Origin of the sequence: Actinomadura rifamycini DSM 43936 (genome assembly GCF_000425065.1) — a bacterium.
Taxonomy (GTDB): Bacteria; Actinomycetota; Actinomycetes; order Streptosporangiales; family Streptosporangiaceae; genus Spirillospora; species Spirillospora rifamycini.
Genome location: NZ_AULB01000043.1, coordinates 17,897 through 43,507, shown reverse-complemented (window position 1 = coordinate 43,507; position 25,611 = coordinate 17,897). Strand labels below are relative to the sequence as shown.

Here is a 25,611-nt window from a genome sequence, read left to right as displayed (position 1 = left end):
GTCTTGTAAACAGAAGGTTAGGGGTTCAAGTCCCCTCGCCGGCTCCCAGGTCAAGGCCCCTTCCACCCCGGAAGGGGCCTCCGCGTCAGTGAATCTCCATTGTGAGCCGGACTTGCTGTGCCGGGTGTTGTGTCCTGGTCTTGACGTCGGCGTGCTGTGACGGTTTGGGCGATGTTCTGCTCCCCGGTCGGACGAGGTGTCCGCGTGTGAAGGCGAGAGCACTGGTGTGCCGTGTGCCGCACGCGAATCGTCGGCGTGGGGGCGCTGGGCGGGGTTATCGGGTGATGGGGGTGGTGGCGGTTGCTGCGAGGGAGAGGTTCCAAAGGCGGGCGGCGGCGTCGGGGGCGATGGCGTACTCCCGGACGCCTCCGTCGTCCATGGGCTGCTCGGGGGTGGAGACGGAGGCGACTTCGCAGTCCTCCAGGTAGAGCCCGCCGCGGCCGTTGAGGAGGGGCGATGTGGCTGCCCACAGGCCGGTCGCGGCGCCCTGGGAGGGGGTTTTGAAGTCGGCGCCGATCACGTTGCCTTGCTCGTCCACCCAGCCTCGGTCGATCTGTTCCTGGAGACTCATCTCCCGCTGGAGGCCGGTGATGATCTTGCCGGGGTGGAGGGCGAACGCCCGGACGCCGTGGTGGCGTCCGAGGGTGTCGAGGTGCACGGCGAACAGGACGTTGGCGGTCTTGGCCTGGCCGTAGGCCAGCCACTTGTCGTAGCCGGTGCGGAAGTGCGGGTCGTGCCAGCGGATGTCGGTGAGGGAGTGGCCGGCGGAGCTGTTGACGATGACGCGTGCGCTGTCGGTGGCGGCTAGGAGCGGGTAGAGCTCGCTGGTGAGTGCGAAGTGCCCGAAGTGGTTGGCGGCGAGTTGGCCTTCCCAGCCGGGCCCGACCCGTCGCTCTGGGGTGGCCATGACGCCGGCGACGGCCATCAGGATGTCGAGGCGGTCGAGGTGGGCGCTGATCTGTGCGGCGGCGGCGCGCACGCTGTCGAGGTCGACCAGGTCCATGGCTATGACCTCGCAGCCTTCTATGTTCTGAAGAGCGACGCGGGCGGTGGCGGGACGGCGTGCCGGAACGATGACGTGGGCCCCGGCGGCAGTCAGGCCCCGGGTGGTCTCCAGACCGAGTCCGGAGTAGCCCCCGGTCACCACGGCGGTCATGCCGGACAGGTCCACGCCGGCCATGACGTCCTCGACGGTGGCGGCGGCGGAGAAGGGCGAGCCGAGCGGCTGCTGGTCGGTGGTGGTCATGCCGGCGATGCTAGGAACTAGAGCGAGGTCTAGATCAAGTCCTAGGTTGGGCGGCATGGCGACTACCGAAAGCCGCCCGCTGAGTATCGGCGAGGTGGCCGAGCGGACGGGGCTCAGCGTGCACGCACTGCGCTTCTACGAGCGCGAGGGCTTGCTGGTCGGGCCGGTCCGGCGCACGGCGGGGGGTCGGCGGCGATACGCCGCCGCCGATGTCGGCTGGCTGCTGATCTGCGTCAAGCTGCGCGAATCCGGTATGCCGCTCGCCGAACTCAAACGGTTCGCGGAGCTGGTGCGGCATGGTCCGGGCAATGAGGCCGAACGTCTGCAGCTCCTCGACGTCCATCAGCAGCGGGTCGAGGCGCAGATACAGGCGCTGGAGGAATGCCGTTCGGTCATTGCCTGGAAGGTCGGCGTCTACGCCGAGCACCTATCCCGCGGAGAGGCCGGCGGACTCTGGGATCCGACAGTCTGAGGAGGACGGGTACGGCGCTGGTCAGTCGTCGAATTCGAAGCCGGCGGCTTCGGCGGACTCGATCAGGGATCGCATTCGGTCGCCGTCTCCGGCGACGGCGGCCATCAGAGTTCCCAGCTCTTCGAGCGCGGTCCGGTCATCGCCGTACGCGCAGAACATGCCCCCTTCGGGGTCGTATGAGACGTGCTCTTCGAGGTTTTTCGCCTGCGTGCTCACGAGGAACTGCGCGACGCCTTCCCAGAAGTAGCCGTTCGGCTCGTGGCCAAGCTGCTCGACGAGCTCGTCGACCTTCGTCGTCCCAGCGTCCAGGAGGAGGGAGAACTTTCCGGGGGTGGTCTCTAGGAGCCGCAGAGGAGTCACCAGCGGAGCATGGCACCGATCCCAGCGCCGAGGCAACCGGCAGTGGTGAGGCGATGGGGGATTCGTGTTGTCGCTTAGAGCACCTTCGTGATTCGGCATTCGATGCCGGTGGGGCTGGCCGAAATTCGGGACGGTGTTGTGCCGCCGAATGTCGCGGTGTCGCGGACGTCGAAGGTTTGCTCTGCGATGCGCTGCTTCGTTTCGGCGTCGAGTACTTCGACGGTCACCTTGTATCGGGAGGCGTCGCCTTCGATGGTGCCGTTGATCGTGACCATCCCGATGCCTCCTGCGGTGCTCACCTGGCAGTCGACTTCGGCTTCGTAGGACTTGCTGCCGAGGCGAGGGACTCCTTCGCCGGAAAGTGCGGGGACGAGCAGGCCGAGCACGGCGGTCAAGGCGACGACGCCGATGATGGCGGCGCCGATGATGGACGAACTCTTCGGCCTGCGTCGCCCGCCCGGGCCGTGGGGGTCCTGGGCGAGAGTCCATTCGTGCGTGGGCATTCGACCTCACTCGACTCGATCCGAAGATCATATACGTCCCGGCGCGGACGAACGCGGCCTACGCGCTGAGTCGGGGGAGTGCGGCTCGGGAGGTGTAGCCTGCGGTGCCGGTCCCGCGATCCTCGGTTGGTTGCGGAGCCGAGCGCGTTCTTGTCAGTGGACGGCTGTTTTGTAGAGGTCGCTTTTTCTGTCGTGGCTTGGGGGTGTGAGTATGGCTGACGGGGAAAGGGATCGGTCGAAACTTCGTCCGGTGGGGGAGGTGGAGGATGCTTATGAGTTGCTCGAGCATATTCGGAAGCGGCCGGGGATGTGGATTCGTGGGGGGTCGCTGCGCGAGTTGGAGGTTCTGCTGTGCGGGTACGGCATCGCGCTGATGGTTCATGGGGTCGATGAGGGTTTCGCGTTCGGGCCCAGGGGTCCTTTCACCGACTGGTTGGGGTGGCACTACGGTTGGTCGACGGCGCTTGGGTGGGCTGCCGCGATCGAGAGTCATGCGGACGGTGAAGCGCCGCTCGATCGGTTCTTCCAGCTTGTAGACGAGTTTCGCAGGTCCGGGGGCGTTGTGGGTGGTGAGTGAGGTGGGGGCCGGCTCGGGTGGGCGGTCGAAGGGCTCTGGGCGGGTGGCTTTGCGTCGGCTGGGTGCCGGGGACGAAGGGGAGTTTCTCAGGCTGGTCAGGGTCAGTGCGGAACTGCATGCGCCCTGGATTTCGCTGCCGTCGGGTCCGGGGGAGTTTCGGGATTATCTTGATCGGTATGAGGGGGCGGATGAAGAGGCGTTGCTGGTCTGTCTTCGGGATGGCGGGGAAATTGCTGGTGTTGTTAATCTGAACAGTGTTATTCGGGGTAGGTTGCAGTCTGCGTCGGTGGCTTATGCTGCTTTTGCTCCTTCGGCTGGGCGGGGGTATATGGCCGAAGGGGTGGGGTTGGTGGTGCGGTATGCCTTCGAGGAGTTGCGGCTGCACCGGCTTGAGGCTCAGATACAGCCGGAGAATCGTGCTTCGTTGGCGTTGGTTCGGCGGGTCGGGTTTCGGTATGAGGGGTACTCGCCCGAGTTGTTGTTCATTGATGGGGCCTGGCGGGACCATGAGAGGTGGGCGATCGTGAACGGTGGGCTCACCGTTCCGCATTCGACGCTGCCGCAGCGTTAGGTGCGGGTGCTGCAGGGGGTGCAGAGGGTCTTCAGCCAGGCCCGGTGGCGGAGCTCGCCGGGGTTGCCGCAGGCTTCGCAGATGGTGGCCGATTGGTGTTCGGCGGCTCGTACCAGGCGTGATGCCGCTTCGTCTTGTCGGCGGTGCTCCGGGGCGGGGTCGTCGAGGAGGTGATGCCACTGCGGGTCAGTTGAGGGAGAGGTCTCGGCGGCGGAAGGCGGTCAGGCCGGTTGCGGTGAGGGTCGCGGTTATGGCCAGGAGCCAGACGAACGGGGTCGCGGTGGGGTCGGCGCCCGGGAGCTTGGGGATGTGGGTGAAGGGGGAGAGGTCGAGGGCCCACTGGCCGACGTCCAGCATCGGGCCGATGAGGGTGACGGCCACCGCGACGGCCACGGCGGCCCAGCTCGCGGACGTCAGGCGGGGGACGAGCCCGAACAGCGCGAGGGCGAGCGCGGCGATGAGCCAGACGGCGGGGAGCCGGGCGAGCGCGGCGGGCAGGAGGGCGGGGAGTTCGCCGGGGTCGTGGACGAGTCCGGCGAGAAGGGCGCCGGTGGTGAGGCCGGCGACGGGGCCCGCGAGGGCGAACAGGAGGTGGCTGGACGCCCAGTGCAGCCGGCCGGTCGGGGTGGCGAGGAGGGACTCGGCGTGGAGGGCCGACTCCTCGGCGCGGAGCTTGAGGACCGCGGAGACGGCGTAGCCCGCGGCGAGGAGCCCGAGCATGTTCATGACCATCGCGAAGTAGGCGTCGGTGATGGTGGAGGCGCCGCCGAGGTCGGCGATGATGTCTTCGAGGTCCGGGTTGTCGTTGATCAGGTCGTTCATGCCGCCCGCGACGCCGCCGAAGACGAGCCCGAGGGCGGCGAAGCCCGCGAGCCAGCCGTAGAACGGACGGCTCTGCAGGCGCCACCCGAGTCCGAACGGGCCGTTCAGGCGGGGGGACGCCTCGGCGGGGCCGGGGCGCGCGGGGAGGATGCCGGCGGCGACGTCGCGGTGCTTCGACAGGCGCCACGCGGCGGCGGTGAGGGCGAGGGCGAGGGCGGCGGTCGGGACGAGCAGCCACCAGCGCTCGTCGCCGAAGGGGCGCATGCGCTGGACCCAGCCGAGGGGCGTCAGCCAGCCGAGCCAGGTGAGGCCGTTGCCCTCGCCGCCGGTGTCGGCGGCCATCCGCAGGACGAACGCGCCGCCGAGCGCGGCCAGCGCGGTGCCGCGGGCGGTGCCGGCGTTCTCGGAGAGCTGGGCGGTGACGCCGGCGACGGCGGCGAAGACGATGCCGGCCGCGGCCGTCTGCAGGCCGAGCGCGAGGGAGCCGGCGAGCGGCTGGTCCTGCGCGGCCACGGCGGCGGCCGTGAGGAGGGCGACGGCGAGGTTGGCGGCGGCGGTGACGGTGAGCGCGGCGGCGAGGGCGGCCTGGCGGCCGACGACCGTGGAGCCGAGCAGTTCGCGCCGTCCCGCCTCCTCCTCGGCGCGGGTGTGCCGGATGACGGCGAGCGCGGAGATCAGCGCGAGGGCGACGGGGACGAACGCGGACCGCTGGGTGACGAGTCCGCCGACGCTCGTGTCGTACAGGGGGCCGTACATCGCGAGGAACGTCGGGTTCGTCCCGCTGGTGTTCGCGTAGCCGAGGCGGTCGGCGGCGGTGGGGTAGAGGCCCTGGAACGTGGCGACGAAGTTCGCCGGGAGCACCGAGACGATCAGCACCCAGAGGGGCAGCAGGAAGCGGTCGCGGCGGAGGATGAGGCGGATCATGCCGCCGGTGCCGACGAGCGCGGTCATGCCGCGTCCTTGTAGTGGCGCAGGAACAGCTCCTCGAGCGTGGGCGGGCGGCTGGTGAGGCTCCGCACGCCGGCGGACGTGAGGTGCTTGAGGACGTCGTCGAGCCGGTCGGTGTCGACCTCGCAGCGGACGCGCGCGCCGTCGACGCGCAGGTCGTGGACGCCGGGGAGGCGGGAGAGGCCGTCGGGCGGCGCGGCGAGGTCGGCGTCGATGGACGTGCGGGTGAGGTGGCGCAGGTCGGCGAGGGTGCCGGTCTCGACGGCGGCGCCCCTGCGGATGATCGTCACCCGGTCGCAGAGCGCCTCGACCTCGGAGAGGATGTGGCTGGACAGCAGGACGGTGCGGCCCTTGGCGCGCTCCTCGCGGACGCACTCCTGGAAGACCTCCTCCATCAGGGGGTCGAGGCCCGAGGTGGGTTCGTCCAGGATGAGGAGGTCCGCGTCGGACGACAGGGCGGCGACCAGCCCGACCTTCTGCCGGTTGCCCTTCGAGTAGGTGCGGCCCTTCTTGCGGGGGTCGAGTTCGAAGCGGTCGAGCAGTTCGGCGCGCCGGGCCTTGTCGAGGCCGCCGCGCATCCGGCCGAGGAGGTCGATGACCTCGCCGCCGGACAGGTTCGGCCACAGCGTGACGTCGCCGGGGACGTAGGCGAGGTGGCGGTGCAGGTCGGTCGCGTCCCGCCAGGGGTCGCCGCCGAGGAGCCGGACGCTGCCGGCGTCGGCGCGCAGCAGGCCGAGCAGGACGCGGATGGCGGTGGACTTCCCGGCCCCGTTCGGGCCGAGGAAGCCGTGCACCTCGCCGGGACGGACGTCGAGGTCGAGCCCGTCGAGCGCGCGCGTCCGTCCGAAGGTCTTCACCAGGCCGGACACCTGGACGGGGTTCGTCTGCTTCACCGGTTCTCCTTGTTCTCCAGCATGGTCCGCAGGACCGCGCGGGTCTGCTCCTCGAGTTCCGGGGTGATGAGGTTGTCGGTGTGGATGTCCATGAGCGCCATGGCGAGGCGGGGGTAGCCCTCGGGGGTGAGGATGTCGGTGCCGAGCGCGCGGGAGAGGTGCCCGTTCAGGACGACGATGCCGAAGTTCATGGCGGTGATCACGGCCGCGTAGGCGTGCAGGTCGTCGGTGGTGGGCTTGCGCATGCCGGGGGTGCCGCGCGACAGGATGTCCTCGCTGAACTGCACCGCGTCCTCGAACAGCGCGCGCGCGGCGTCGGAGTCTTCCGCCAGCGCGCGCGCCACGTAGTGCTGGACGGGCAAGGCCGTCTGCATCGCGATGGCTAGGAAGTTCGGGTTCTCCATGCCGCCGGACAGCGCTTCTTCTTTGACCCGGCGGATCGCGTCGATGGCGTAGGTGTCGCAGGCGCGCCGGAGCGCGGCCTTGTTCGTGAAGTGGTGCTGGACGAGCGCGGGCGAGACCCCGGCGGCCTTCGCGATCCCGCGGATCGTGGCGCCTTTCTCGCCGAGCCGGGCGAACTCGAGCATCGCCGCGTCCCTGATCCGTGCGCGTGTCGTCAGGTCTTCCGGTTCTCGCTGCCCGCCCACCGCGGCCCCCCTGTACGCATGTTCAGCAACCTGTACGTTTGTACACTGTACGTCTGTACAGTCGCCTCGGCAAGGCGGACGGGCAAGGGATTGTTCTGATTCTCGTCAATTCCGCATCGGCGATCTTGCTCCTTTGGTCTCATGGTGTTGCCAAATCGATACATAGAGTCATGACGCGGATAGGGGGCCGGATGGTCGGGGGAACGGACCCGACGGGACGCCTGGGGGCGGAACGGGGCAGAAGGGTCCCTCCGGGGCGGTACGCGCCGGTCGCCGGGGACGAGCGGTTCCGGCGGCTGGACCGCCGGTTCCGCCGGACGGTCGCCGTCATCGCGGGAGGCTTCCTGGGCTGGTACTTCCTGTACGTCGCCCTGTCGGCGTTCGCGCGGGGGTTCATGGCGCGGCCGGTCGCCGGGAACGTCAACGTCGCGATGCTGCTCGGGGTGCTGCAGTTCGTCTCGACGTTCGCGCTCGCCGCGGCGTTCGCCGCCTACGCGCGGCGGCGCCTCGACCCGCTCGCGGACGAGCTGCGCGCCGAGGCCGACGGCCCGCCGGCCGCCGCCGCGCCCGCGGCGTTCGGCCGGGACGTGCCCCCGGGGCCCGCGCCGGCCGCGCGTCCCGCACCGCCGGGACGTCCGGCGGCCGGCGTGCCGCGGCCCGCCGCGCCGGTCGCGCCGCGCGCGTCGGACGGGCGCTGGGACGTCCGGATGGGGGAGGCGCGGTGACGGAGCTGACGTTCGGGGTGTTCGTCGTCTTCGTGCTGATCACCCTCGGGATCACGGTGTGGGCGCGCGCCAACACGCGGGGAGCGGACGACTTCTACGCGGGCGGCCGGACGTTCTCCGGCCCGCAGAACGGGATGGCGATCGCGGGCGACTACATGTCGGCGGCGTCGTTCCTCGGCATCGCGGGGCTCATCGCGCTGTCCGGGTACGACGGGTTCCTGTACTCGATCGGGTTCCTCGTGGCGTGGCTGCTCGCGCTCCTGCTGGTCGGGGCGCTGCGGAACGCCGGACGCTTCACGCTCGCGGACGTCCTCGCGCAGCGGGTCCGGCGGCAGCCGCCGGTGCGGCGCGCGGCGGTGGTCTCCACGGTCACGGTGTCGGTCTTCTACCTGCTCGCCCAGATGGTCGGGGCCGGGGCGCTCGTGTCGATGCTGCTCGGTGTGCACCCGGGTGAGCGGTTCCTGGGGATGTCGGCGGGTGTCGCGGAGACGGTCACGATCGTCGTGGTCGGCCTGCTGATGATCGGCTACGTGGTGTTCGGCGGGATGAAGGCCACCACCTGGGTGCAGATCGTCAAGGCCGTGCTGCTGATGGGCGGCACGGTCGTCCTGACGGTGCTGGTGCTGGGCCGGTTCGGGTTCGACCCCAGCGCGATGCTGGGGTCGGCGGCCGACGCGAGCGGCCGCGGCGACGCGTTCCTGCGCCCCGGGCTGCACTACGGCCCGGACGTCGAGGGCGACGCCTACCGGACGATCGTCGGCAAGCTCGACTTCTTCAGCCTCGCGCTCGCGCTCGTCCTCGGCACGGTCGGCCTGCCGCACATCGTCACCCGGTTCTTCACCGTGCCGGACGCCCGCGCCGCGCGCACGTCCGTGTCGTGGTCGATCGGGCTCGTCGGCGCGTTCTACCTGATGACGCTCGCGCTCGGGTTCGGCGCGGCGGCGCTCGTCGGGCGCGAAAAGATCGTCGCCCAGGACCCGTCCGGCAACACCGCGGCGCTGCAGCTCGCGCACGCGGTCGGTGCGCACGTCGCCGGGCCGGTCGGCGGGGACGTGCTGCTCGCGTTCACCGGCGCGGTCGCGTTCGCGACGATCCTCGCCGTGGTGTCGGGCCTGGTGCTGGCGTCGTCGACGTCGCTGGCGCACGACTACTTCGGCCAGGTGCTGATGTTCGGGCGTCCGCGCGAGTCGCAGGAGGTCGCGGTGGCGCGGGTCGCGGCGTTCCTGGTGGGGGCGCTCGCGGTCGTCCTGGCCGTCGTCGCGCGCGACCTCAACGTGGCGTTCCTGGTGGCGCTGGCGTTCGCGATCGCCGCGTCGGCGAACCTGCCCGCGATCGTCCTGTCGCTGTTCTGGCGGCGGTTCAACTCGACGGGCGCGGTCGCGGGGATCTACGGCGGTCTCGGCAGCTCGCTGGTGCTGGTGTTCTTCTCGCCGGTCGTGTCGGGGAAGGCCGATCCGGTGACCGGGCGGAGCCTGTCGCTGTTCCCCGCGGGCGTCGACTTCCACCTGTTCCCGCTGGAGAACCCCGGGATCGTGTCGGTCCCGATCGGGTTCGCGTGCGCGGTCGCCGGGACGTTCCTCGCCCGCGAGAAAGCCGACCCGCTGCGCTACGACGACCTGTCGGTGCGGGCCCTCACGGGGGCCGGTTCGCACTGACGCCCCGGGACCGGACGGCCCGGACGCCCGGGGCCGGCGTGGCCGTGTCCGGCCGGTGAGGCGAAGCCCACAGCGGGGCATCGCGGGCGGGACGTTCCGCACCGCCCGGAGCGTGCCTTAATGTTCCGTGTGCCCGGGCCGCCTGATGATCCCGTGGCACAATGTGGCTCGCCGTGGAGCACGGTCGACACCGGGAGGAGGTGCGGCAGGGTGTCCCAAGCCGGTCGGCACCGTTCCCGGCGTGCTCGTCCGGCCCTGCGCCCCCGCCGGACCCCGTTCCCGCGCCCCGCACCGCGCCCGGCCCGGCGTCCGGTCCCGCGCTCGGCGCGGGCGACCGCCGCCCTCGCCGTCGTGTCGCTGGCGGCCGCCGCGGCCGTCCCGATCGTGATGGCGCCCGACGGCGCGGACGGCGCGTCCCGTCCCGTCCGCGGCGCCGCGGCCGGCGCGCCGATCGCCGCCGCAGACCAGATCCGCGCCCGCGAGTGGCACCTGGAGACGGTCCGCGCGGAGCGGGCGTGGAAGTGGTCCACGGGCCAGGACGTCACCGTCGCGGTGCTCGACACCGGCGTCGACGCGAACCACCCCGACCTCGTCGGCAGCGTCGTGAACGGGCCCGACCTGACCGGCGGCGGGCGCCCGCCCGGCACCCGCTACTGGGGGCTGCACGGCACCTCGATGGCCAGCATCATCGCCGGTCACGGGCACGGCCGCGGCGGCTCCCAGGGGATCATGGGGGTGGCGCCGCAGAGCCGCGTCCTGTCGATCCGGGTGACGCTGGAGAACGACGACCCGATGCGGCGCGAGCAGCGGCGGCAGGCCGGGGACGGCGACGCGATCGCGCAGGGCATCCGGTACGCCGTCGACAACGGCGCCGACATCATCAACATGTCGCTCGGCGGCGGCCAGCAGTACTACAACGGCACCCCGGCGCAGGCGAGCGCGATCCGGTACGCGCTGAACCGGGGCGTGGTGCTGATCGCGTCCGCCGGCAACGACGGCTCCACCGCGAACCGGAAGAACTTCCCCGCCGCCTACCCGGGCGTCATCGCGGTGGGCGCCCTCGACCGGTACATGCGCCTGTGGGACGACAGCAACCGGCACTCGCACGTGTCCGTGTGCGCCCCCGGCGTGGACATCGTCAGCGCCGACAACGGCAAGGGCTACGTCGTCGGGACGGGCACGAGCGCGTCGTCGGCGATCGTCGCGGGCGTCGCCGCGCTCGTCCGCGCCCGCTACCCGAAGCTGACGCCGGACGAGGTGCGGCGGGCGCTCGTCGAGGGGTCGCCCGCCCGCGCCGGGCACCCGACCGGGTTCGCCGGCTGCCCGGGGACCGTGGACGCCGTCCGCACCCTGCTCGCCGCGCACGCCCTGAACAAGGTGTCGACCGGCCCCGTCCAGACCCCGACGCCGGTGCCGACGCCCGAGCCGGTCGCCGAACCGGAGGACGCGGGCACGGGCCTGCTGCTGCCGCTCGTCCTCGGCGGCGGCGGGGCGCTGATCCTGCTCGGGGTGGCGCTCGGCTGGCGGCAGCGCGGGCGGCGCGAGGACGACGAGGACGCGGAGACGATGCCCGAGTACGGGCTGCCCGGGCCGCCCCCCGAGCCGGTGCCGCGCACCCCGGTCCGCCCGTCCGCCGGGGCCGCCGCGGCGCCCCCGGCCGAGGGCGGCGGGCCGCCGATGGCCCCGGTCGACGCGCCGCTGTGGCAGAACACCCATGTGCAGCCGCCGCCCGGATACGCCGACCCGGGCGCCCCGGTGCGGTTCGAGCCCCATCCGGCGGTGCCGGGCGGGCGGCCGCCGGACGCCGCACCGCCCACGGTGCGGTTCGAGCCGCGCCCGTCCCCGCCGGGGGCCGCGGCGGGCCGGGACGTCCCTCCGGCGGCGAACGGCCGCGACTTCGGGATCGACGCGAACGCCCTCGACGGCGCCGCGCGCGGCGGGACGCCCGCGAACGGGACGCCCGCGAACGGTGCGGGCGGCGACGCCCCCGCGACCGGCGAGATCCCGATCTTCGACGACGAGGCGTGGGAGCGGTTCCGGCGGAGCGCCCTCGAAGGCACCGGCATCCCCGACGCCGAGCCTCGCCCGGCCGTCCCGGCGCCGCAGCCCGCCGGGCGCCCGGAGCCGGCCGGGGCGCCCGCGGCGCCGGGCGAGTCCCCGCAGGACGGCGCGGGCCCGGCGCCCGCAGCCTCGGACGCCCCGGCCGCGCGGGGCGAGACGACCCCGGGCGAGGAAGAGGAGTACCGGCCGCCCTGGTGGTGAGCCGGGTGGTGAGCCGTCGCCGCCGCCCGTCCGTCCCGCCCGGACGGACGGGCGCCGCGGGGCGCACGTCCCCGCCCCGCGCGGTACTCCGGCGGGCGTAGCGCGGGAGTCTCCGGGCGGCCGATGACGCCCCCCGGACCCGTCGCCGAGCATCGAACCATCCGAGGAAAACAGGAGGTCGATGACCATGTGGACGACGCTCGCGACGCAGTTGCACCCCGGCGGCTGGTCCGACGGCGGGGACGCGCCCGCGTTCTGGCCCGTGTTCCCCGTCATGTTCGGGCTGTTCTGGCTCGCCGTGCTGGCGACCGGGTTCTACTTCGTCCGCCGGCATCTGGCCGGCGGCAGGCGGCACGGCGGCGGGACGCACGGCGGCGGCGACCCGCTGAGCAAGGCGCGGTCGGTCCTCGCCGAGCGGTTCGCGCGCGGCGAGATCGACGAGGACGAGTACCTGAGGCGCATGTCGGCGCTGCGCGCCGACGCGTGACGGTCAGTCCGCGCCGGCCTCTTCGAAGATCCGTCCGACGCCGCCGTCCGGGTACAGGGGTTCCCGGGCGGCGGCCGCGTCGGCGAACCGGGTGATCAGGCGCGCGAACTCGGCGCGCTCCCGGTCCGTCCAGCCGGACATCAGCTCCTCGAAGTACGTGCGGCGGAAGCGGTCGGCGACCTGCTTGACGCGGGTGCCCGCGTCGGTCAGCCCGAGGTTGGCGCGGCGCGCGTCGACGGGGGACGGGCGCCGCGACACCAGGCCGGCGTCGATGGCGTGCCCGACCAGCCGGCTGGCGGTCGACGGGTCGACCTCCAGCCGGTCCGCGACGGCCCCGACGGTGATCTCGGGGGCGTCGCAGCCGTCGCCCGCGCGGTCGTCCGCGGCGGCGAGGAGCGCGGCGACGGCCTGGACGACCATCAGGTTCGACAACTGCAGGGGCCGTCCGTCCGGTCCGGCGGCGGTCTGCGCGCGGACCCGCTTCATCAGGTCGGGCTTGGCCCAGACGCGCCGCAGGTGGAACAGCGCGGTGGCGATCTCGGACAGGGTCTCGTCGGGGACGTCGCGTTCGGACGACTCGGCGGGCCGTTCGGTTGCGCTGGTCTCCGTCGCCATGCAGCTGTCTCCCGTTCGGTCGGCGTCCTCCCACCCTAACCGGTGTACCGTGCACACGATCTTTATATGAGGCTTATCTCGCCGGGTGTTTCCACTGGGGCGGCGGCACGGTCCCGGGACACGGGGCAAATGAAGATCTCCAGGTGAGCGGGGTTGTGATGCACTGAAACGGCGGCGTCCCGTTCCCCGCGAACCACCGGTGGCCGTCCGTCCGGGCGCGTACCATGGCACCCTGCCGAACCGGACGACCCGGGATCAGTGACCACAGAGGGGATCTCATGTCGGCGGCAGACACCCCCCGAGACGCCCTCCGACTGGACGTGAGCATGGACGAAGGCGCCCCCCGGCGACCCGTGACCGACGACGGCGAAGCCGCCTCACCCGAAGCCGCCTCCCCCGAAGCCGCCTCCCCCGAAGCCGACGCGGGCGTTCCCCGCCCCCGCGCCCCCGAGTCCGGGACGTCCCGGAGGGGCGGCGCGCCGGAGGCCGGCGTGCCCGGGCCCCGGGCCCCGGAACCCGAGCGGGCCGCGGCGGCCGAGCCGGAGGCGGACGGCGCCGCCGACGAGGCGGCGGAGCCCGCCGACGCCGAGCCCGGTGCCCTCGCGGACGATGCCCTCGCGGACGATGCCCTCCCGGACGACGACGCCGCGTTCCCGTCCGGGGGCCTGTCGGAGCGCGACCGCCAGATCCTCGCCTTCGAACGGCGCTGGTGGAAGTACGCGGGCGCCAAGGAGCAGGCCATCCGCGAGCTGTTCGACATGTCGGCGACCCGGTACTACCAGCTGCTGAACCTGCTGATCGACCGGCCCGAGGCGCTCGAGTGCGACCCGATGCTGGTCAAGCGGCTGCGCCGGATGCGGTCGCAGCGGCAGCGCAAGCGCGCCGCGCGCCGCCTCGGCATCCGGCCCTGACCCGGCGACACTGGTCCGCGTGACTACTCCCCGCTCTGCGAAGCGACTCGACGAACGTCCCGTGACGCCCGCCGGCGCCGAGGGGATCGACGCGCTCCGGCGCGCCCCGGACCGGGCCCTGCTCGCCTTCGACTTCGACGGCACGCTCGCGCCGATCGTCCCCGACCCCGCCGACGCGCGCGCCGAACCGCGCGCCGCCGGAATGCTGGCCCGGCTCGCCGCGCGCGCCGGGGCGGTCGCGATCATCACCGGACGTCCGGCGGCGGTCGCCGTCGAGTACGGCGGGTTCGCCGGGATCGACGGCCTCGTCGTCCTCGGGCAGTACGGGATGGAACGGTGGGAGTCGGGCGAACTGACGACCCCCGAGCCGCTCCCGGGCGTCGCCGAGGCCCGCGCGAAGCTCCCCGGCGTCCTCGCGGCGGCCGGGGCGCCCCCCGGCACGTTCGTCGAGGACAAGCAGCACGCGCTCGTCGTCCACACGCGGCGCTGCGCCGAGCCCGAGGTGGCGCTCGAACGGCTCCGCGGCATCATCGCGGCCCTCGCCGAGCGGACGGGCCTCGCGCTCGAACCCGGCCGGTTCGTCCTCGAACTGCGCCCGCCCGGCATGGACAAGGGCGTCGCGCTCCGCGCCTTCGTGGACGAGCGCGGCGCACGCCCGTCCGCGGTCCTGTTCGCGGGCGACGACCTGGGCGACCTCGCGGCCTTCGACGCCGTCGAGGCGCTGCGCGCGGAGGGCGTGCCCGGCGTGACGGTGTGCAGCGGGTCGAACGAGGTCACGAAGCTCGCCGAACGCGCCGACGTCGTCGTGGACGGGCCGTCCGGCGTGATCGACCTCCTCGGCGCCCTGCTGGACGATCCGGCCTGACCCCGCGGCCCCGCGCGCCTCCCCGCCCCGGGCTATCTGCGAGTGATAAGAGCCTCGTCCGCTTTTGTTGGATCTCGCTCGACTATGGGCCGCCTGTGGATTCTGGTGACGATTAGGTCAAAATATGGTGCTCACAGGGGGAAATCGCTCGAGGCTTTGGGGAGGCTGGACGGTGAACATGGACCCGACGGTGCCGCGTCGTCCCGACGGGACGGCGCCGCCGACCCCGTTCCGAGGATCCGCGCCGCCCTCGCCCGGCACCCCGATCCCGCCCGGCGCGCCGACGAGCCCGATCGTCCACGGACCGCCGCCGGGCTGGACGCCGTCCGCCTCCGTGCCGCCGTCACCGGACGCCCCGGCAACGTCCGGCATGCGCCCGCCCGTCGACGTGGCGGGCCCGTACCGGACGGACGGCGTCTACCGAGGCGACCGCCCGTCCACGCCCCCCGGCGGCTTCCCGGCCTCCGCCCCCGGCCCCGGCCCCGGCGAGCGGACGCCCGAACCCGGTGACCGGCGCGTGTTCACGCCGGTCGACGAGTCGGCGTCCGGGCGCGGGACGGCGGGGCCGTCGGCGCCCGGTGCGGCGCGAGCTTCGGCGCCTGGCGACCGGCCAGGTGCCGCGCCTGGTGCGGCGCGGCCGTCCGGGCACGGGACGGCGGGCCCGGCGTACGGTGCGGGGCAGTCGTCCGCGCGGGGGGACCGGCCGACTGTCGCGCAGGGCGACGAGTCGGCGTTCGGGCCTGGTGCGGCGGGGCCGTCCGGGCACGGGACGGTGGGGCCGCCCGCGCCCGGTGACCGGCGGGTGTTCGCGTCGGGTGGCGAGTCGGCGTTCGGGCCTGGCTCGGGGCAGGCGTCTGCGCCTGGTGCGGGCCAGTTGCCTGAGCCTGGTGACCGGCGTGTGTTCGCGCCGGGCGACGAGTCGGCGCCCGCGCCCGGGGGCGAACCGGGTTTCGGATCTCGCGCGGCGCAGGCACCCGCGCCTGGGGACGAGGCGGCCTTCACGCACGGCGCCGCGCAGCCGCCCGCACCCGCGCCCGGACCCGCCCCCGGCGATGACGTGGCGTCGGCGGGTGGGCCGATGGGGACGCGGGAGACCAGCGGGGTGCAGGTCCGGCTGGGGGCGCGGGGCGGGCGGGCTCGCCGGGAGCGGGCCCGCGCCGAGCGGGCGGCGGACGAGTGGTCGCGTCCGGGCGGGTACCCGGGGGACGGGCCCGGCGGACGGTCCGGGAAGCGTGCGGGCCGGCGTGCGGGGGTCGTCGCGGCCGGGGTGGTCGCGCTCGCGGGGCTGGTGATGGCGGGGGTCGTCCTGTCGTCGAGCACGCGCGAGGACGAGGCCGGGAACGCGGCGCTCGGCGGCGCCGAGCGGCCGAACGGGACGGCGTCCGTCCCGCTGCCGGAGGCGGGGAAGCCGGTCGAGGTCGGGACGGCGGACGGGTCGCGCTACCGGATCGCGGCGGTGACCGCGGGCGTGAGCGACGGGGCGATGCCGTCGGCGCAGTCGGCGGCGCCGTCCGGGACGTCCTACCCGTACATCGAGTACCTGCTGACGAACCCGAAGGACGAGCAGGTCCTCCTGGACTTCCCGGGGGACGTGTTCGTGAAGGCGGATCTGGTGGCCGACGACGCGCGGGGGCGCTGCATGCCGCAGGCGGGGGTGCCCGAGGACATGTGCACGCCGCCGACCAAGAGCCGGGTGGTCAAGACCCTGGCGGGCGGGGAGCCGATCGCGGGGGACGGCGGCGACAAGTGGATGCCGCCCGGTTCGTCGTACCTGGTGCGGGCGACGGTCACCGTGCCGGTGGACCGCCGCATCGACGGCACCGATCTCGGCCTGTTCATCTGGCGGCAGCTCTACGTGAACGACCAGCTCGCCAAGCCGGCGCCTTTCCCGAGCTGACCGGGCCGTGGAGAAGGGGCCGTCGCGCCGTGCGACGGCCCCCGGCCGGGGCGGCTCCCCGGGGTCACTCCGCTTCGGGGTCATCGGCGAGGATCCCGTAGATGCGGCGGCGGGCGTCGTTGACGACGTCCAGCGCGCGCGCCTTCTGCGTCTCGCTGCCGACCGCCATCACCTGCTGCAGGGCGCCCATGAGCTGCCCGACGGCCTCGCGGCCCCGCAGGACGTTCTCGCCCGCGGCGTCGGTGACCTCCTCCCAGGGGGCGGTGGTCTGCTTGGCGGTCTCCGCGCGGCCCGTGTCGGTGAGTTCGAACAGCCGCTTGCCGCCGTCCTCGCGGCTGGTGACGAGGCCCTCGTCCTCCAGCATCTGGAGGGTGGGGTAGACCGAGCCGGGGCTCGGACGCCAGACGCCGCCGGTGCGCTCGTCCAGTTCCTGGATCATCTCGTAGCCGTGCATGGGGCGCTCGGCGAGCAGCGCGAGCAGGGCCGCGCGGACGTTGCCGCGCCGGGTGCGCCGTCCGCCGCGGCCGCCGCGCCCGCCGCCCCGGTGGCCGTGCCCCCAGGGGCCCGGTCCGCCCTGGCCGAAGGGACCCATCGGGCCGCCCGGCCCGCCGGGGCCGAAGGGGCCGCCGCGCCGGGCGCGGTGTTCGAAATGCTGGAAGGGGTCCGGGGCCCCCATGTCGTGTGCATGCATCGCTTGCTCCTTCTATGATCGGTTGCGATGCATTAACGATATATCGGCAGACTGTCGTTGGCAAGCACCGGACCGGACGGGCGCAGGAAGAAGCGCCCGGGCCCGCTTCGTCGAGGACGAGCGGGCCCGGGCGCGAACGTGCCGACGGACGTCGGGGGGAACCGGCGCGGGGCCGGGATCAGGGGCCGGTCACCTGCAGGTGGTCGAGGATGTCGGTGGTCGCCTTGCGGTCGTCGGTCTCCTTCACCCGGATCCACAGCCCGAACTTGCCGGATTCGTGCCGCAGCCCGACCTCCGTGACCGACGCCGTCCCGGACGCGCAGCCGGTGAACCGCGTGATCGTCCCGGTGAGCGCCTTGTCGGGCGACGTGTAGTTCTCCGGCCCCGCCTGCTTGCACTGCGGGTGCCGCGCGGCGGTGGGCGGCGGGAGCTGCCCCTCCCGCATGTCGGTGGTGACGCCGATGAACACGCCCGGGACGGCCCCGTTGCCCTGGAAGCCGTCCACGCTCGTGGTCGCCCGGAGGACGGGACGCTCCTGCGGGTCGTTCAGCCCGACGATCGACGGCGCCCAGGTCTGCTCCTGCTGCAGCGGCCACGCCTTCGGCACCGCCACCTTGATCTTGCCGCCGTTGTTGGAGAGCTGGACGAAGTCCTTCGGGATCGCGTTCTTCTTCTCGCCGTCGTCCCCCGACCCGCCGCCGTCGCCGGAGAACAGGGTGCCGAGCAGGAGCCCCGCGACGACCGCGACCGCGAGCACGACCGCCGTGATCACCAGCGGCGTCCCGTACCGGCCGCCGGCGCCCTTGAGCCGCCCGAGCGGCCCGCCGCCGGCGCCGCCCGAACCGCCCTGCCCCTGCCCCTGGACGGGCGGGGGCGGCTGGAAGCCGGTCGGCGGCGGCCCGTGGCCGCCGGGGGGCGGCACCGGCCCGGGCGGCTGCCCGGCGGGGAACGCCGCGGTGCGCTGGTCGTCGGTGTTCGGCGCGGACGACGGGTGCTGCGAGGGGATCGCCACGGTGGCGCCGTCGGCGAGCCCGCCCGACGACGGCTGCGACGGCTGCGGCGGCCCCGCGCCGAACGCGCCGCCGTCGCCCGGACGCGGGCCGGGGTGGTCGACGATCGTCTGGTCGCCGTCCGCGGCGGGCGGCGGGTCGAACCGCGTCCGCATGCCCGGCGGCACCGCCCCGGCCGACGACGGCGACGACGGCGCGGACGACGAAGGCGCGGGCGTCCCGTCGCCGCGGAAGTCCAGCACGGTGGCGTCCGGGTCGATCCGCGGTTCGGCGGGGGCGGCCGGTTCGGACGCGGCCGGGACGGACGGCGGCGCCTCGTCGAACATCGTCACCGGAGCAGCCGGAGCAGCCGGAGCAGCCGGAGCAGCCGGAGCGGCCGAAGCCGGCGGGGGCGAGGGCGGCGCGGCCGGCGCGGAGGACCGCGACGCGGCGATCCGCGCGGACGGCGGGATGAGGGTGGAGAGGGCCTCGGCGAACGCCTCGGCGGTCGGCCAGCGGTTCTCCCGGTCGACCTCCAGCGCGCGCAGGACGACCTGGTCCATCGCGGCGGTCACGCCCTCGCGCAGCTCGCTCGGCGGCGACTTCACCGGCGCCGGGCCGGGGGCGCGCCCCGCGAGCATGTGGAACGTCAGCGCGCCGAGCCCGTAGACGTCCGCGCGGACGTCCAGGCCGCCGCCGAAGCGGGCCTGCTCGGGGGACATGTAGCCGGGGGTGCCGACGGGCAGCGTGAACGCGCCGGACGCGTGCGCCAGCGCCTTCGCCAGCCCGAGGTCGGCGATCAGCAGCTTCTCGCCGCCGTCCGGGGTCGACTGGAACAGCACGTTCGACGGTTTGAGGTCGCGGTGGATCACGCCGAGCGCGTTGATCACCTCGACGCCGTAGGCGATCTCCTCGGCGAGGGCGACGGCCTCGTTGACCGGAAGCGGCCGTTCGCGCATCCGGTCGGCGAGCGTCCCGCGGTCCGCGTACGACATGACGAAGTACGGGCGTCTGTCGGGGAGCTCGCCGATGTCGTGCACTCGCACGAGACGCTCGGAGTCGGCCCGGCGCAGGATGCGCGCCTCCTCGAGGAAGCGGTTGCGCACGTCGAGGTCGTCGACGAGGCTGCCGGACAGGACTTTGATGGCCACCGGCGATTCCAAGGCGTCGTCGTGCCCGAGCCACACGGACGCGAACGCCCCGGAACCCAGGGCGCGATCGATTCGGTAACGGTCGACGTTCGGTGGGAAGGACACTCCCGTATCATGCCCAACAAACGGGGTGAGTGTGCGATCGAGCATTGAGGCACGGCATGGCATTCGATGAACGGACCGAGGAGCTGGCCCTGCGGGCCGCGCAGGGCGACCAGGCCGCCCTCAACGACCTCCTCCGCAAGATCGAGCCGGACGTGCTGCGGCACGCCGCCCGGTTCCTGCCCTGCCGGCAGGACGCCGAGGAGGCGTGCCAGGACGCGCTGCTCCAGGTCGCGCGGAACATCCACCGCTTCGAGGGACGCTCCCGGTTCAGCACGTGGCTGCACGTCGTCGTCGCGAACTCGGCGCGCTCCACCTACCGGTCGCTGAAGCGCCGCTCGGTCGAGCAGGCGGGCGAGCTGCCGCAGCAGCGCCCCGACCCGCGCCGCACCAGCGTCATCGCGGGCTCCCGCGTCGACATCCTCGACGCCATGGAGGACCTGGAGGCCCGCAAGCCCGACCTCATCCAGGCGCTCGTCCTGCGGGACGTCTCCCAGCTCGAGTACGCGGAGATCGCCGAGCAGCTCAAGCTCCCGCTCGGGACGGTCAAGTCGCGCATCCACGAGGCGCGGCGCCAGGTGCGGCAGACGCTCGGCGAGTCCTACACCTGAGCCCCCGCCGGGCCCGGGCCGGTACCGGACGCGCGTAGTGCGACGTGCCGCGAAACGTCCGGACATCTACGGGCCGGGGGCGTCAAGGCTGGGTCATCGCGCCGCAACGATCCGTCGATGCGGCGGGCGCGGCGCGCGCGCCGCCGCGAGCATTCCGTGCATGTCACCAGGTCCCGCCGCCCGTTCCGAGCGACCGATCTTCGTCATCGGCTGCCCCCGCTCGGGGACGACGATGCTCCAGCTCATGCTGCACTCGCACCGGCGCATCGCGGTCGCCCCCGAGACCCGGTTCGTCCTCCCCGGCTATGCGCAACGGTGCGAGTTCGGTGACCTCACGGACAGTTCGAACAGGCGGGCGCTCGCCGAGTGGATCACCGATCGGCGGCAGACGAAGTTCCACGAGCTCGGCCTGGACGCCGCCGAGACCGCCGCCGGGATCGTCGCGGCGCCGCCCACGCTCGGCTCCGCGTACGGGGCGGTGTTCCGCGCGTACGCCCGCCGGTTCGGCAAGCCGCGCTGGGGCGACAAGCGGCCGAGCTACGCGCGGTACACCGGCCCGCTGCTGCGCATGTTCCCGGACGCCCAGTTCGTCCACCTCGTCCGGGACGGCCGCGACTGCATCGCGTCGCTGCAGGAGATGCCGTGGTACGACGGCGACATCCACCACGCGATCTGCGCGTGGCGGGAGGCGATCGACCAGGGCCGCCGCCTCGCGTCCCGGCTCGGCCCCGACACGTACTACGAGCTGCAGTACGAGCGGCTCGTCGCCGACCCCGCCGACGAGCTGATCCGGCTCTGCGCGTTCCTCGGCGAGGACTTCGACCCCGCGATGACGAGCCCCCAGGGCCTCGCGCGCCGGACCGTCCCGCTGCGCAAGCGCTGGCACGGCCGCACGCACGACGCCGTCACGTCCACCCAGGTCGGCTCGTGGGCGCAGCGGCTCGACCCCTGGCAGATCAGCCTGGCCGAGGCCGCCTTCGGCGACCGCCTCGCCGAGTACGGGTACGAGCCGAGCGGCCTGCCCCGGCCCGCCGCCGCGCACCTCGCCCGGTACGCCAGGGTCGGCGCGCACCGGCGGATGGCGCAGCGCAAGGAGGCCGTCCGGGAGCGGTGGCGCCGCCACCACGAGCCGAACCCGGTCGAATGCCTCCTGCCGCCCGAACGCGCCCGGCTCACGTCCGACGTGTGACCGGCCCGCCGGACCGGACGGGCGTCCGGCGGCGCGTCAGTCGAGCGCCGCGAGCTGGTCGGCGAACCAGCGCTGCGGCGGCAGCGCCGTCGCGGCCGCCGCCAGCCGGGCGCGGCGCGCCGCGCGCTCGTCCCGCGGCATCAGCAGCGCCCGGTGCAGCGCCTCCGCCGTCTGCGTCACGTCGTACGGGTTCACCATGAGCGCGTCGCCGGACAGCTCCGCCGCCGCGCCCGCCTCCCGCGACAGGACGAGCGCGCCGTCGCGCCGCGACAGCACCGGGCCCTCCTTCGCGACGAGGTTCATCCCGTCCCGGATCGGGTTCACCAGCAGGACGTCCGCGAGCCCGTAGGCCGCGAGCGAGCGCGGGTAGTCGTCGTTCACCTGGAGGATCAGCGGCTCCCACGCGGCGGTGCCGAACTCCTCGGTGATCCGCTCCGCCTCCCGCCGCACCGCCGCCGTGTACTCGCGGTACTCGGGCAGGTCGTACCGCGACGGGTACGCGAACGCCAGGTGCACCACGCGTCCGCGCCACTCCGGATGGTTCACGAGCAGTTCCCGGTACGCCGCGAGCCCGCGCACGATGTTCTTCGACAGTTCCGTCCTGTCGATGCGCACGATGAGCCGGCGGTCGCCCACCTGCTCGCGCAGCGCGCGCGCCCGCTCCCCGACGTCCGGTTCCGCCGCGCGTTCCAGCAGGGCGGGCCCGTCCACGCCGAGCCCGTGCACGCCGACCCGCGTGACGTGCCCGCCGCACGCGACCGTCCGGGCCGCGCGGTCGACGCGGGCGCCGGGCAGCAGCGCGCAGCAGTCCAGGAACGCCGAGGCCCACCGCTCGGTCAGGAACCCCGCGTGGTCGGCGCCGAGCACGCCCAGCAGGAGCTGCTCGGCGATGTCGTCGGGGAGCAGCCGGAAGTACTCGGGCGGCGCCCACGGCGTGTGCGAGAAGTGGACGATCTTCAGGTCGGGGCGCCGCTCGCGCAGCATCCGCGGGGCCAGCGACAGGTGGTAGTCCTGCACGGCGGCCTTCGCGCCGGGCGCCGCGTCCCGCGCCAGCGCGTCCGCGAACGCCGCGTTGTACGCCTCGTACGACTGCCAGTCCCGGCGCGCGCGGGCGTCGAAGTGGGGGCGGCGCGGAGTGTCGTACAGCAGGTGGTGGACGAACCACAGCGTCGAGTTCGCGATCTCGTTGTACGCGCGGTGGAACGTGGACGCGGGGATGTCGAGCATCCGCACCGCCGCGCCGCCGGTGTCGTGGCCCGCGAGGTCGATGCGCCCGTCGGGGGCCCGCCGCGCGGCCGTCCGGTCCGCGTCGCCGAGCGCCGCGCACACCCACAGGACGGCCGGGTCCGCGGCCCGTCCGGACGCCTCGTCCAGCGGGCCGCCGGGCGCCGCGCCGGTGACGGCGGCGAGGCCCGAGACCAGGCCGCCGCCCCCGCGGCGCATCGCCAGCGCGCCGTCGTCGGACAGCGAGAACGACACCGGGCCGCGGTTCGACGCCACCAGCACTTGGCTCATACCCGCAGAATCTCAGCTGGGGACGCGGCGCTTCAACGTGACCCGGGAGGTAGGGGGAAGGTGGCGCGAGCGCCTGGATTAAGGGGGTTTGCGACGGGTAACCGGCTCGGATGAGCCGGACCGAGACGACGAAAACGGTGCTCGTCGCGCTGACCGCGAACCTCCTCCTCGCCTTCGCGAAGATCATCGCCGGGCTGGTGTCGGCGTCCAGCGCGATGCTCGCCGAGGGCGCCCACTCCGTCGGCGACTCCCTCAACCAGGTCTTCCTGCTGATCTCCCTGCGGCGGAGCGCGCGCCGGCCCGACCGGCGCCACCCCTTCGGCTACGGCAACGAGCGGTACTTCTGGTCCCTGCTCGCCGCCGGCGCCATCTTCGTCGCGGGCGCGGGCTACTCGATCTTCGAGGGCGTGCTGACCATGACCGGCCGCAGCCGGGACGACAGCAGCGCCGGGCTCGCGTTCGCCGTCCTCGGCCTCGCGGCCGTCCTCGAGGGGACGTCGTGGATCCGCGCCTTCCACCAGGCCCGCATGGAGACCCGCCGCAGCGAGCACGACATCGTCGAGCACGTCCGCCGGTCGCCCGACATCACGTTCAAGACCGCCCTGTTCGAGGACTCCGCCGCGATGATCGGGCTCGTGCTCGCCGCCGCCGGGCTCGTCCTCCGCGAGCTCACCGGGTCCGAGTTCTGGGACGGCCTCGCGTCCGTCCTGATCGGGGTCCTGCTGGCCGGGCTCGCGTTCGTCATCGGCCGGGAGAGCAAGGGGCTCATCATCGGCCGCGCCGCCGACCCCGCCGTGCAGCGCGGCATCCGGACCGAGATCGCCGGGGCGCCCGGCGTCACCGGCGTCGAGTCCCTGCTCACCATGCACTTCGGCCCCGAGGAGCTGCTCGTCGCCGCGAAGGTCCACTTCTCCGACCACATCAGCGCCGACGAGGCCGAGGACGTCGCGGGCGCCATCGACCGCCGGCTGCGCGAGCGGTACCCGCTCGTCCGGCACGTGTTCCTCGACCCCACCCAGGCGCCCGGCGGCCCCGCGGACGGCGTCCCGCCCGTCGCCCGCGCCCGCCCGTGAGGGAGCGTGATCAAGAGCACGTGGGGGTAACGTCTCAAAGCGTGGAACCCGCCTGTCTGCGATCCGGTCAGGTGATGTAAAGTCACGCATACGAGCCCAAAGAGCGCTCGAACAACTGAATAACGCTCATCCAGAGGGGTGGAGGGACCGGCCCTGCGAAGCCCCGGCAACCACCCGGCTCGTGTGCGCTCGCGACCCCCGCGAGGCCCGCCGGGAGAAGGTGCCAACTCCGGCCTGCGACCAAGGTGGCGCAGGAAAGATGGGGAGAAAGGGCTCGCCCTCATGGCAACCACGTCTGCCACCGCCGACCTCGGCCCCGCTACCGCCCTCGTCTGCCGCGAATGCGGCGCATCCCGCGAACTCGGCCCGCACTACGCGTGCGAGGAGTGTTTCGGCCCCCTCGAGATTTCGTACGACTTCGGCGGCATCACCCGCGCCGACATCGAGTCCGGGCCCCGCAACATCTGGCGGTACCGCGGCCTGCTGCCCGTCCCGTCCGACGTCGCGTCCACCCCCAACACCGAGCCCGGCCTGACCCGGCTCGTCCGGGCCGACAACCTCGCCGAGGCCCTCGGCCTGCAGAAGCTCTGGGTGAAGGACGACAGCGGCAACCCGACCCACTCGTTCAAGGACCGCGTCGTCGCCGTCGCGCTCGCCGCCGCCCGCGAACTCGGCTTCAAGGTGCTCGCCTGCCCGTCCACCGGGAACCTCGCGAACGCCGTCGCCGCCGCCGCGGCCCGCGCCGGGATCCGCTCCGCCGTGTTCGTCCCGTCCAACCTCGAGTCGCAGAAGATCATCACGACGGCCGTGTACGGCGGCACGTTCGTCACGGTCGACGGCAACTACGACGACGTGAACCGGCTCGCGTCCGAGATCGCCGGCGAGCAGGACGAGTGGGCGTTCGTGAACGTCAACGTCCGCCCGTACTACGCGGAGGGCTCCAAGACCCTCGGCTACGAGATCGCCGAGCAGCTCGGCTGGCGGCTGCCCGACCAGATCGTCGTCCCGATCGCGTCCGGCTCCCAGCTCACCAAGATCGACAAGGCGTTCCAGGAGCTCATCAAGCTCGGCCTCGTCGAGGACCGCCCCTACAAGGTGTTCGGCGCGCAGGCCGAAGGCTGCTCCCCGGTGTCCGCCGCGTTCAAGGCCGGGCACGACGTGGTCCGCCCGGTCAAGCCCGACACCATCGCCAAGTCCCTCGCCATCGGCAACCCCGCCGACGGCCCGTACGTCCTGGACGTCGCCCGCCGCACCGGCGGCGCCATCGAGGACGTCACCGACGAGCAGGTCGTCGAGGGCATCCGGCTGCTCGCCCGCACCGAGGGCGTCTTCGGCGAGACCGCCGGCGGCGTCACCGTCGCCACCCTCCGCAAGCTGGTCGAGGGCGGCGTCCTCGACCCGGCCGCCGAGACCGTGATCATCAACTCCGGGGACGGGCTGAAGACCCTGGACGCCGTCGCCCCCGTGGTCGCGCCGAGCGCGAACATCGCCCCGTCCCTGGACGCGTTCCGCGCCGCGGGCCTCGCCTGAAAACGAAGAGGAGTCGAGCAATGAGCAGCGTGTCCGTGCGGATCCCGACGATCCTGCGCACCTACACCGGCGGCGAGTCGGAGGTGAAGGCCGAGGGCGCGACCCTGCGCGCCGTCGTCGCCGACCTGGAGGCCAGCTACTCCGGGATCTCCGCCCGCATCCTCGACGACGCCGGCAAGATCCGCCGGTTCGTCAACGTGTACGTGGGCGACGAGGACGTCCGGTTCGCCGAGGGCCTCGACACCCCGACGCCGGCCGGCGCCCAGATCTCGATCATCCCCGCGGTCGCCGGCGGCTGACGCCC

25 protein-coding genes and 1 riboswitch are annotated in these 25,611 nt (G+C 73.4%); of the genes, 15 read left to right on the top strand and 10 right to left on the bottom strand.

What is annotated here, in order from left to right; all coding sequences use genetic code 11:
- Positions 1–274: 274 nt before the first annotated feature.
- Positions 275–1,246 carry an SDR family NAD(P)-dependent oxidoreductase gene (locus H505_RS0131485; RefSeq protein WP_026405147.1) on the bottom strand — a complete coding sequence of 324 codons (972 nt, stop codon included), beginning with the start codon at positions 1,244–1,246 and terminating at the stop codon, positions 275–277.
- Positions 1,247–1,292: 46 nt separating this feature from the next.
- Between H505_RS0131485 and H505_RS0131480 the strand changes: the two genes are divergently transcribed.
- Positions 1,293–1,718 carry a MerR family transcriptional regulator gene (locus H505_RS0131480; RefSeq protein WP_034520783.1) on the top strand — a complete coding sequence of 142 codons (426 nt, stop codon included), beginning with the start codon at positions 1,293–1,295 and terminating at the stop codon, positions 1,716–1,718.
- Positions 1,719–1,739: 21 nt separating this feature from the next.
- Here H505_RS0131480 and H505_RS0131475 read toward each other — a convergent pair whose 3' ends face one another.
- Positions 1,740–2,078, bottom strand: a complete 339-nt coding sequence (locus tag H505_RS0131475) for an Imm51 family immunity protein (protein ID WP_026405145.1) — start codon at positions 2,076–2,078, stop codon at positions 1,740–1,742.
- 74 nt (positions 2,079–2,152) lie between these two features.
- Positions 2,153–2,581 carry a hypothetical protein gene (locus H505_RS0131470; RefSeq protein ID WP_026405144.1) on the bottom strand — a complete coding sequence of 143 codons (429 nt, stop codon included), beginning with the start codon at positions 2,579–2,581 and terminating at the stop codon, positions 2,153–2,155.
- A 250-nt stretch (positions 2,582–2,831) separates the two neighbouring features.
- Between H505_RS0131470 and H505_RS45540 the strand changes: the two genes are divergently transcribed.
- Both H505_RS45540 and H505_RS0131460 read left to right on the top strand, forming a co-directional pair.
- Complete coding sequence (locus H505_RS45540; RefSeq protein ID WP_034520781.1) at positions 2,832–3,158, top strand: hypothetical protein; 327 nt, start codon at positions 2,832–2,834, stop codon at positions 3,156–3,158.
- Positions 3,148–3,729 (top strand): GNAT family N-acetyltransferase, encoded by a 582-nt coding sequence (locus H505_RS0131460; protein ID WP_341849576.1) that lies wholly within the window; start codon positions 3,148–3,150, stop codon positions 3,727–3,729. The genes H505_RS45540 and H505_RS0131460 overlap by 11 nt, the downstream gene beginning before the upstream one ends.
- Positions 3,730–3,915: 186 nt before the next feature.
- On the opposite strand, the gene H505_RS0131455 is transcribed toward H505_RS0131460, so the two are convergent.
- Genes H505_RS0131455 through H505_RS45535 form a run of 3 tightly spaced genes read right to left on the bottom strand, consistent with a single transcriptional unit; the run spans position 3,916 to position 7,039 of the window.
- Positions 3,916–5,502 (bottom strand): ABC transporter permease, encoded by a 1,587-nt coding sequence (locus H505_RS0131455; RefSeq protein WP_026405142.1) that lies wholly within the window; start codon positions 5,500–5,502, stop codon positions 3,916–3,918.
- Positions 5,499–6,392: an ABC transporter ATP-binding protein gene (locus tag H505_RS0131450; protein WP_026405141.1), complete on the bottom strand. Its 894-nt coding sequence runs from the start codon at positions 6,390–6,392 to the stop codon at positions 5,499–5,501. The genes H505_RS0131455 and H505_RS0131450 overlap by 4 nt, the downstream gene beginning before the upstream one ends.
- The gene (locus H505_RS45535; RefSeq protein WP_034520778.1) at positions 6,389–7,039 is read right to left on the bottom strand and encodes a TetR/AcrR family transcriptional regulator; all 651 of its coding nucleotides are present in this window, start codon (positions 7,037–7,039) and stop codon (positions 6,389–6,391) included. The genes H505_RS0131450 and H505_RS45535 overlap by 4 nt, the downstream gene beginning before the upstream one ends.
- A 191-nt stretch (positions 7,040–7,230) precedes the next feature.
- Here H505_RS45535 and H505_RS45530 point away from each other — a divergent pair, with 191 nt between their 5' ends.
- The 4 genes from H505_RS45530 to H505_RS0131425 all read left to right on the top strand — a co-directional run bounded on the left by H505_RS45530 (position 7,231) and on the right by H505_RS0131425 (position 12,168).
- On the top strand, positions 7,231–7,764 hold the full coding sequence (locus H505_RS45530; RefSeq protein WP_064743749.1) for a DUF485 domain-containing protein: 534 nt from the start codon (positions 7,231–7,233) through the stop codon (positions 7,762–7,764).
- Entirely contained in the window at positions 7,761–9,419 is a 1,659-nt protein-coding gene (locus H505_RS0131435) for a solute symporter family protein (protein ID WP_245592674.1), read from the top strand. The genes H505_RS45530 and H505_RS0131435 overlap by 4 nt, the downstream gene beginning before the upstream one ends.
- A gap of 210 nt (positions 9,420–9,629) precedes the next feature.
- Complete coding sequence (locus H505_RS48245) at positions 9,630–11,681, top strand: S8 family peptidase (protein ID WP_169528879.1); 2,052 nt, start codon at positions 9,630–9,632, stop codon at positions 11,679–11,681.
- A 181-nt stretch (positions 11,682–11,862) separates the two neighbouring features.
- Positions 11,863–12,168, top strand: a complete 306-nt coding sequence (locus H505_RS0131425) for an SHOCT domain-containing protein (protein ID WP_051301384.1) — start codon at positions 11,863–11,865, stop codon at positions 12,166–12,168.
- 3 nt (positions 12,169–12,171) lie between these two features.
- Here H505_RS0131425 and H505_RS45520 read toward each other — a convergent pair whose 3' ends face one another.
- Positions 12,172–12,783 carry a MarR family winged helix-turn-helix transcriptional regulator gene (locus tag H505_RS45520; RefSeq protein ID WP_034520776.1) on the bottom strand — a complete coding sequence of 204 codons (612 nt, stop codon included), beginning with the start codon at positions 12,781–12,783 and terminating at the stop codon, positions 12,172–12,174.
- A 665-nt stretch (positions 12,784–13,448) separates the two neighbouring features.
- Between H505_RS45520 and H505_RS52095 the strand changes: the two genes are divergently transcribed.
- The 3 genes from H505_RS52095 to H505_RS48240 all read left to right on the top strand — a co-directional run bounded on the left by H505_RS52095 (position 13,449) and on the right by H505_RS48240 (position 16,456).
- Entirely contained in the window at positions 13,449–13,694 is a 246-nt protein-coding gene (locus tag H505_RS52095; RefSeq protein WP_051301387.1) for a DUF3263 domain-containing protein, read from the top strand.
- 61 nt (positions 13,695–13,755) lie between these two features.
- A complete protein-coding gene (otsB, locus tag H505_RS0131410) occupies positions 13,756–14,559 on the top strand; it encodes a trehalose-phosphatase (RefSeq protein ID WP_026405138.1) in 804 nt (267 codons plus the stop codon).
- A gap of 1,078 nt (positions 14,560–15,637) precedes the next feature.
- On the top strand, positions 15,638–16,456 hold the full coding sequence (locus H505_RS48240) for a hypothetical protein (protein ID WP_051301382.1): 819 nt from the start codon (positions 15,638–15,640) through the stop codon (positions 16,454–16,456).
- Positions 16,457–16,520: 64 nt separating this feature from the next.
- On the opposite strand, the gene H505_RS0131395 is transcribed toward H505_RS48240, so the two are convergent.
- The gene (locus H505_RS0131395) at positions 16,521–17,147 is read right to left on the bottom strand and encodes a PadR family transcriptional regulator (protein ID WP_051301381.1); all 627 of its coding nucleotides are present in this window, start codon (positions 17,145–17,147) and stop codon (positions 16,521–16,523) included.
- Positions 17,148–17,325: 178 nt separating this feature from the next.
- Positions 17,326–19,437 (bottom strand): serine/threonine-protein kinase, encoded by a 2,112-nt coding sequence (locus H505_RS0131390; RefSeq protein ID WP_084551036.1) that lies wholly within the window; start codon positions 19,435–19,437, stop codon positions 17,326–17,328.
- Between the two features lie 11 nt (positions 19,438–19,448).
- Here H505_RS0131390 and H505_RS0131385 point away from each other — a divergent pair, with 11 nt between their 5' ends.
- Positions 19,449–20,000, top strand: a complete 552-nt coding sequence (locus H505_RS0131385) for an RNA polymerase sigma factor (RefSeq protein ID WP_026405134.1) — start codon at positions 19,449–19,451, stop codon at positions 19,998–20,000.
- 160 nt (positions 20,001–20,160) lie between these two features.
- Positions 20,161–21,189 carry a sulfotransferase family protein gene (locus tag H505_RS0131380; protein ID WP_026405133.1) on the top strand — a complete coding sequence of 343 codons (1,029 nt, stop codon included), beginning with the start codon at positions 20,161–20,163 and terminating at the stop codon, positions 21,187–21,189.
- A 36-nt stretch (positions 21,190–21,225) separates the two neighbouring features.
- On the opposite strand, the gene H505_RS0131375 is transcribed toward H505_RS0131380, so the two are convergent.
- The gene (locus H505_RS0131375; protein ID WP_034520774.1) at positions 21,226–22,704 is read right to left on the bottom strand and encodes an alpha,alpha-trehalose-phosphate synthase (UDP-forming); all 1,479 of its coding nucleotides are present in this window, start codon (positions 22,702–22,704) and stop codon (positions 21,226–21,228) included.
- A 110-nt stretch (positions 22,705–22,814) separates the two neighbouring features.
- Between H505_RS0131375 and H505_RS45505 the strand changes: the two genes are divergently transcribed.
- From H505_RS45505 to H505_RS0131360, 3 genes are all read left to right on the top strand, one after another.
- Entirely contained in the window at positions 22,815–23,777 is a 963-nt protein-coding gene (locus H505_RS45505; RefSeq protein WP_051301380.1) for a cation diffusion facilitator family transporter, read from the top strand.
- A gap of 123 nt (positions 23,778–23,900) precedes the next feature.
- Positions 23,901–24,043: riboswitch (SAM riboswitch) on the top strand.
- Positions 24,044–24,059: 16 nt separating this feature from the next.
- A complete protein-coding gene (thrC, locus tag H505_RS0131365) occupies positions 24,060–25,307 on the top strand; it encodes a threonine synthase (RefSeq protein ID WP_026405131.1) in 1,248 nt (415 codons plus the stop codon).
- Between the two features lie 20 nt (positions 25,308–25,327).
- Positions 25,328–25,606 carry a MoaD/ThiS family protein gene (locus H505_RS0131360; RefSeq protein ID WP_026405130.1) on the top strand — a complete coding sequence of 93 codons (279 nt, stop codon included), beginning with the start codon at positions 25,328–25,330 and terminating at the stop codon, positions 25,604–25,606.
- The last annotated feature ends 5 nt before the right edge of the window (positions 25,607–25,611 follow it).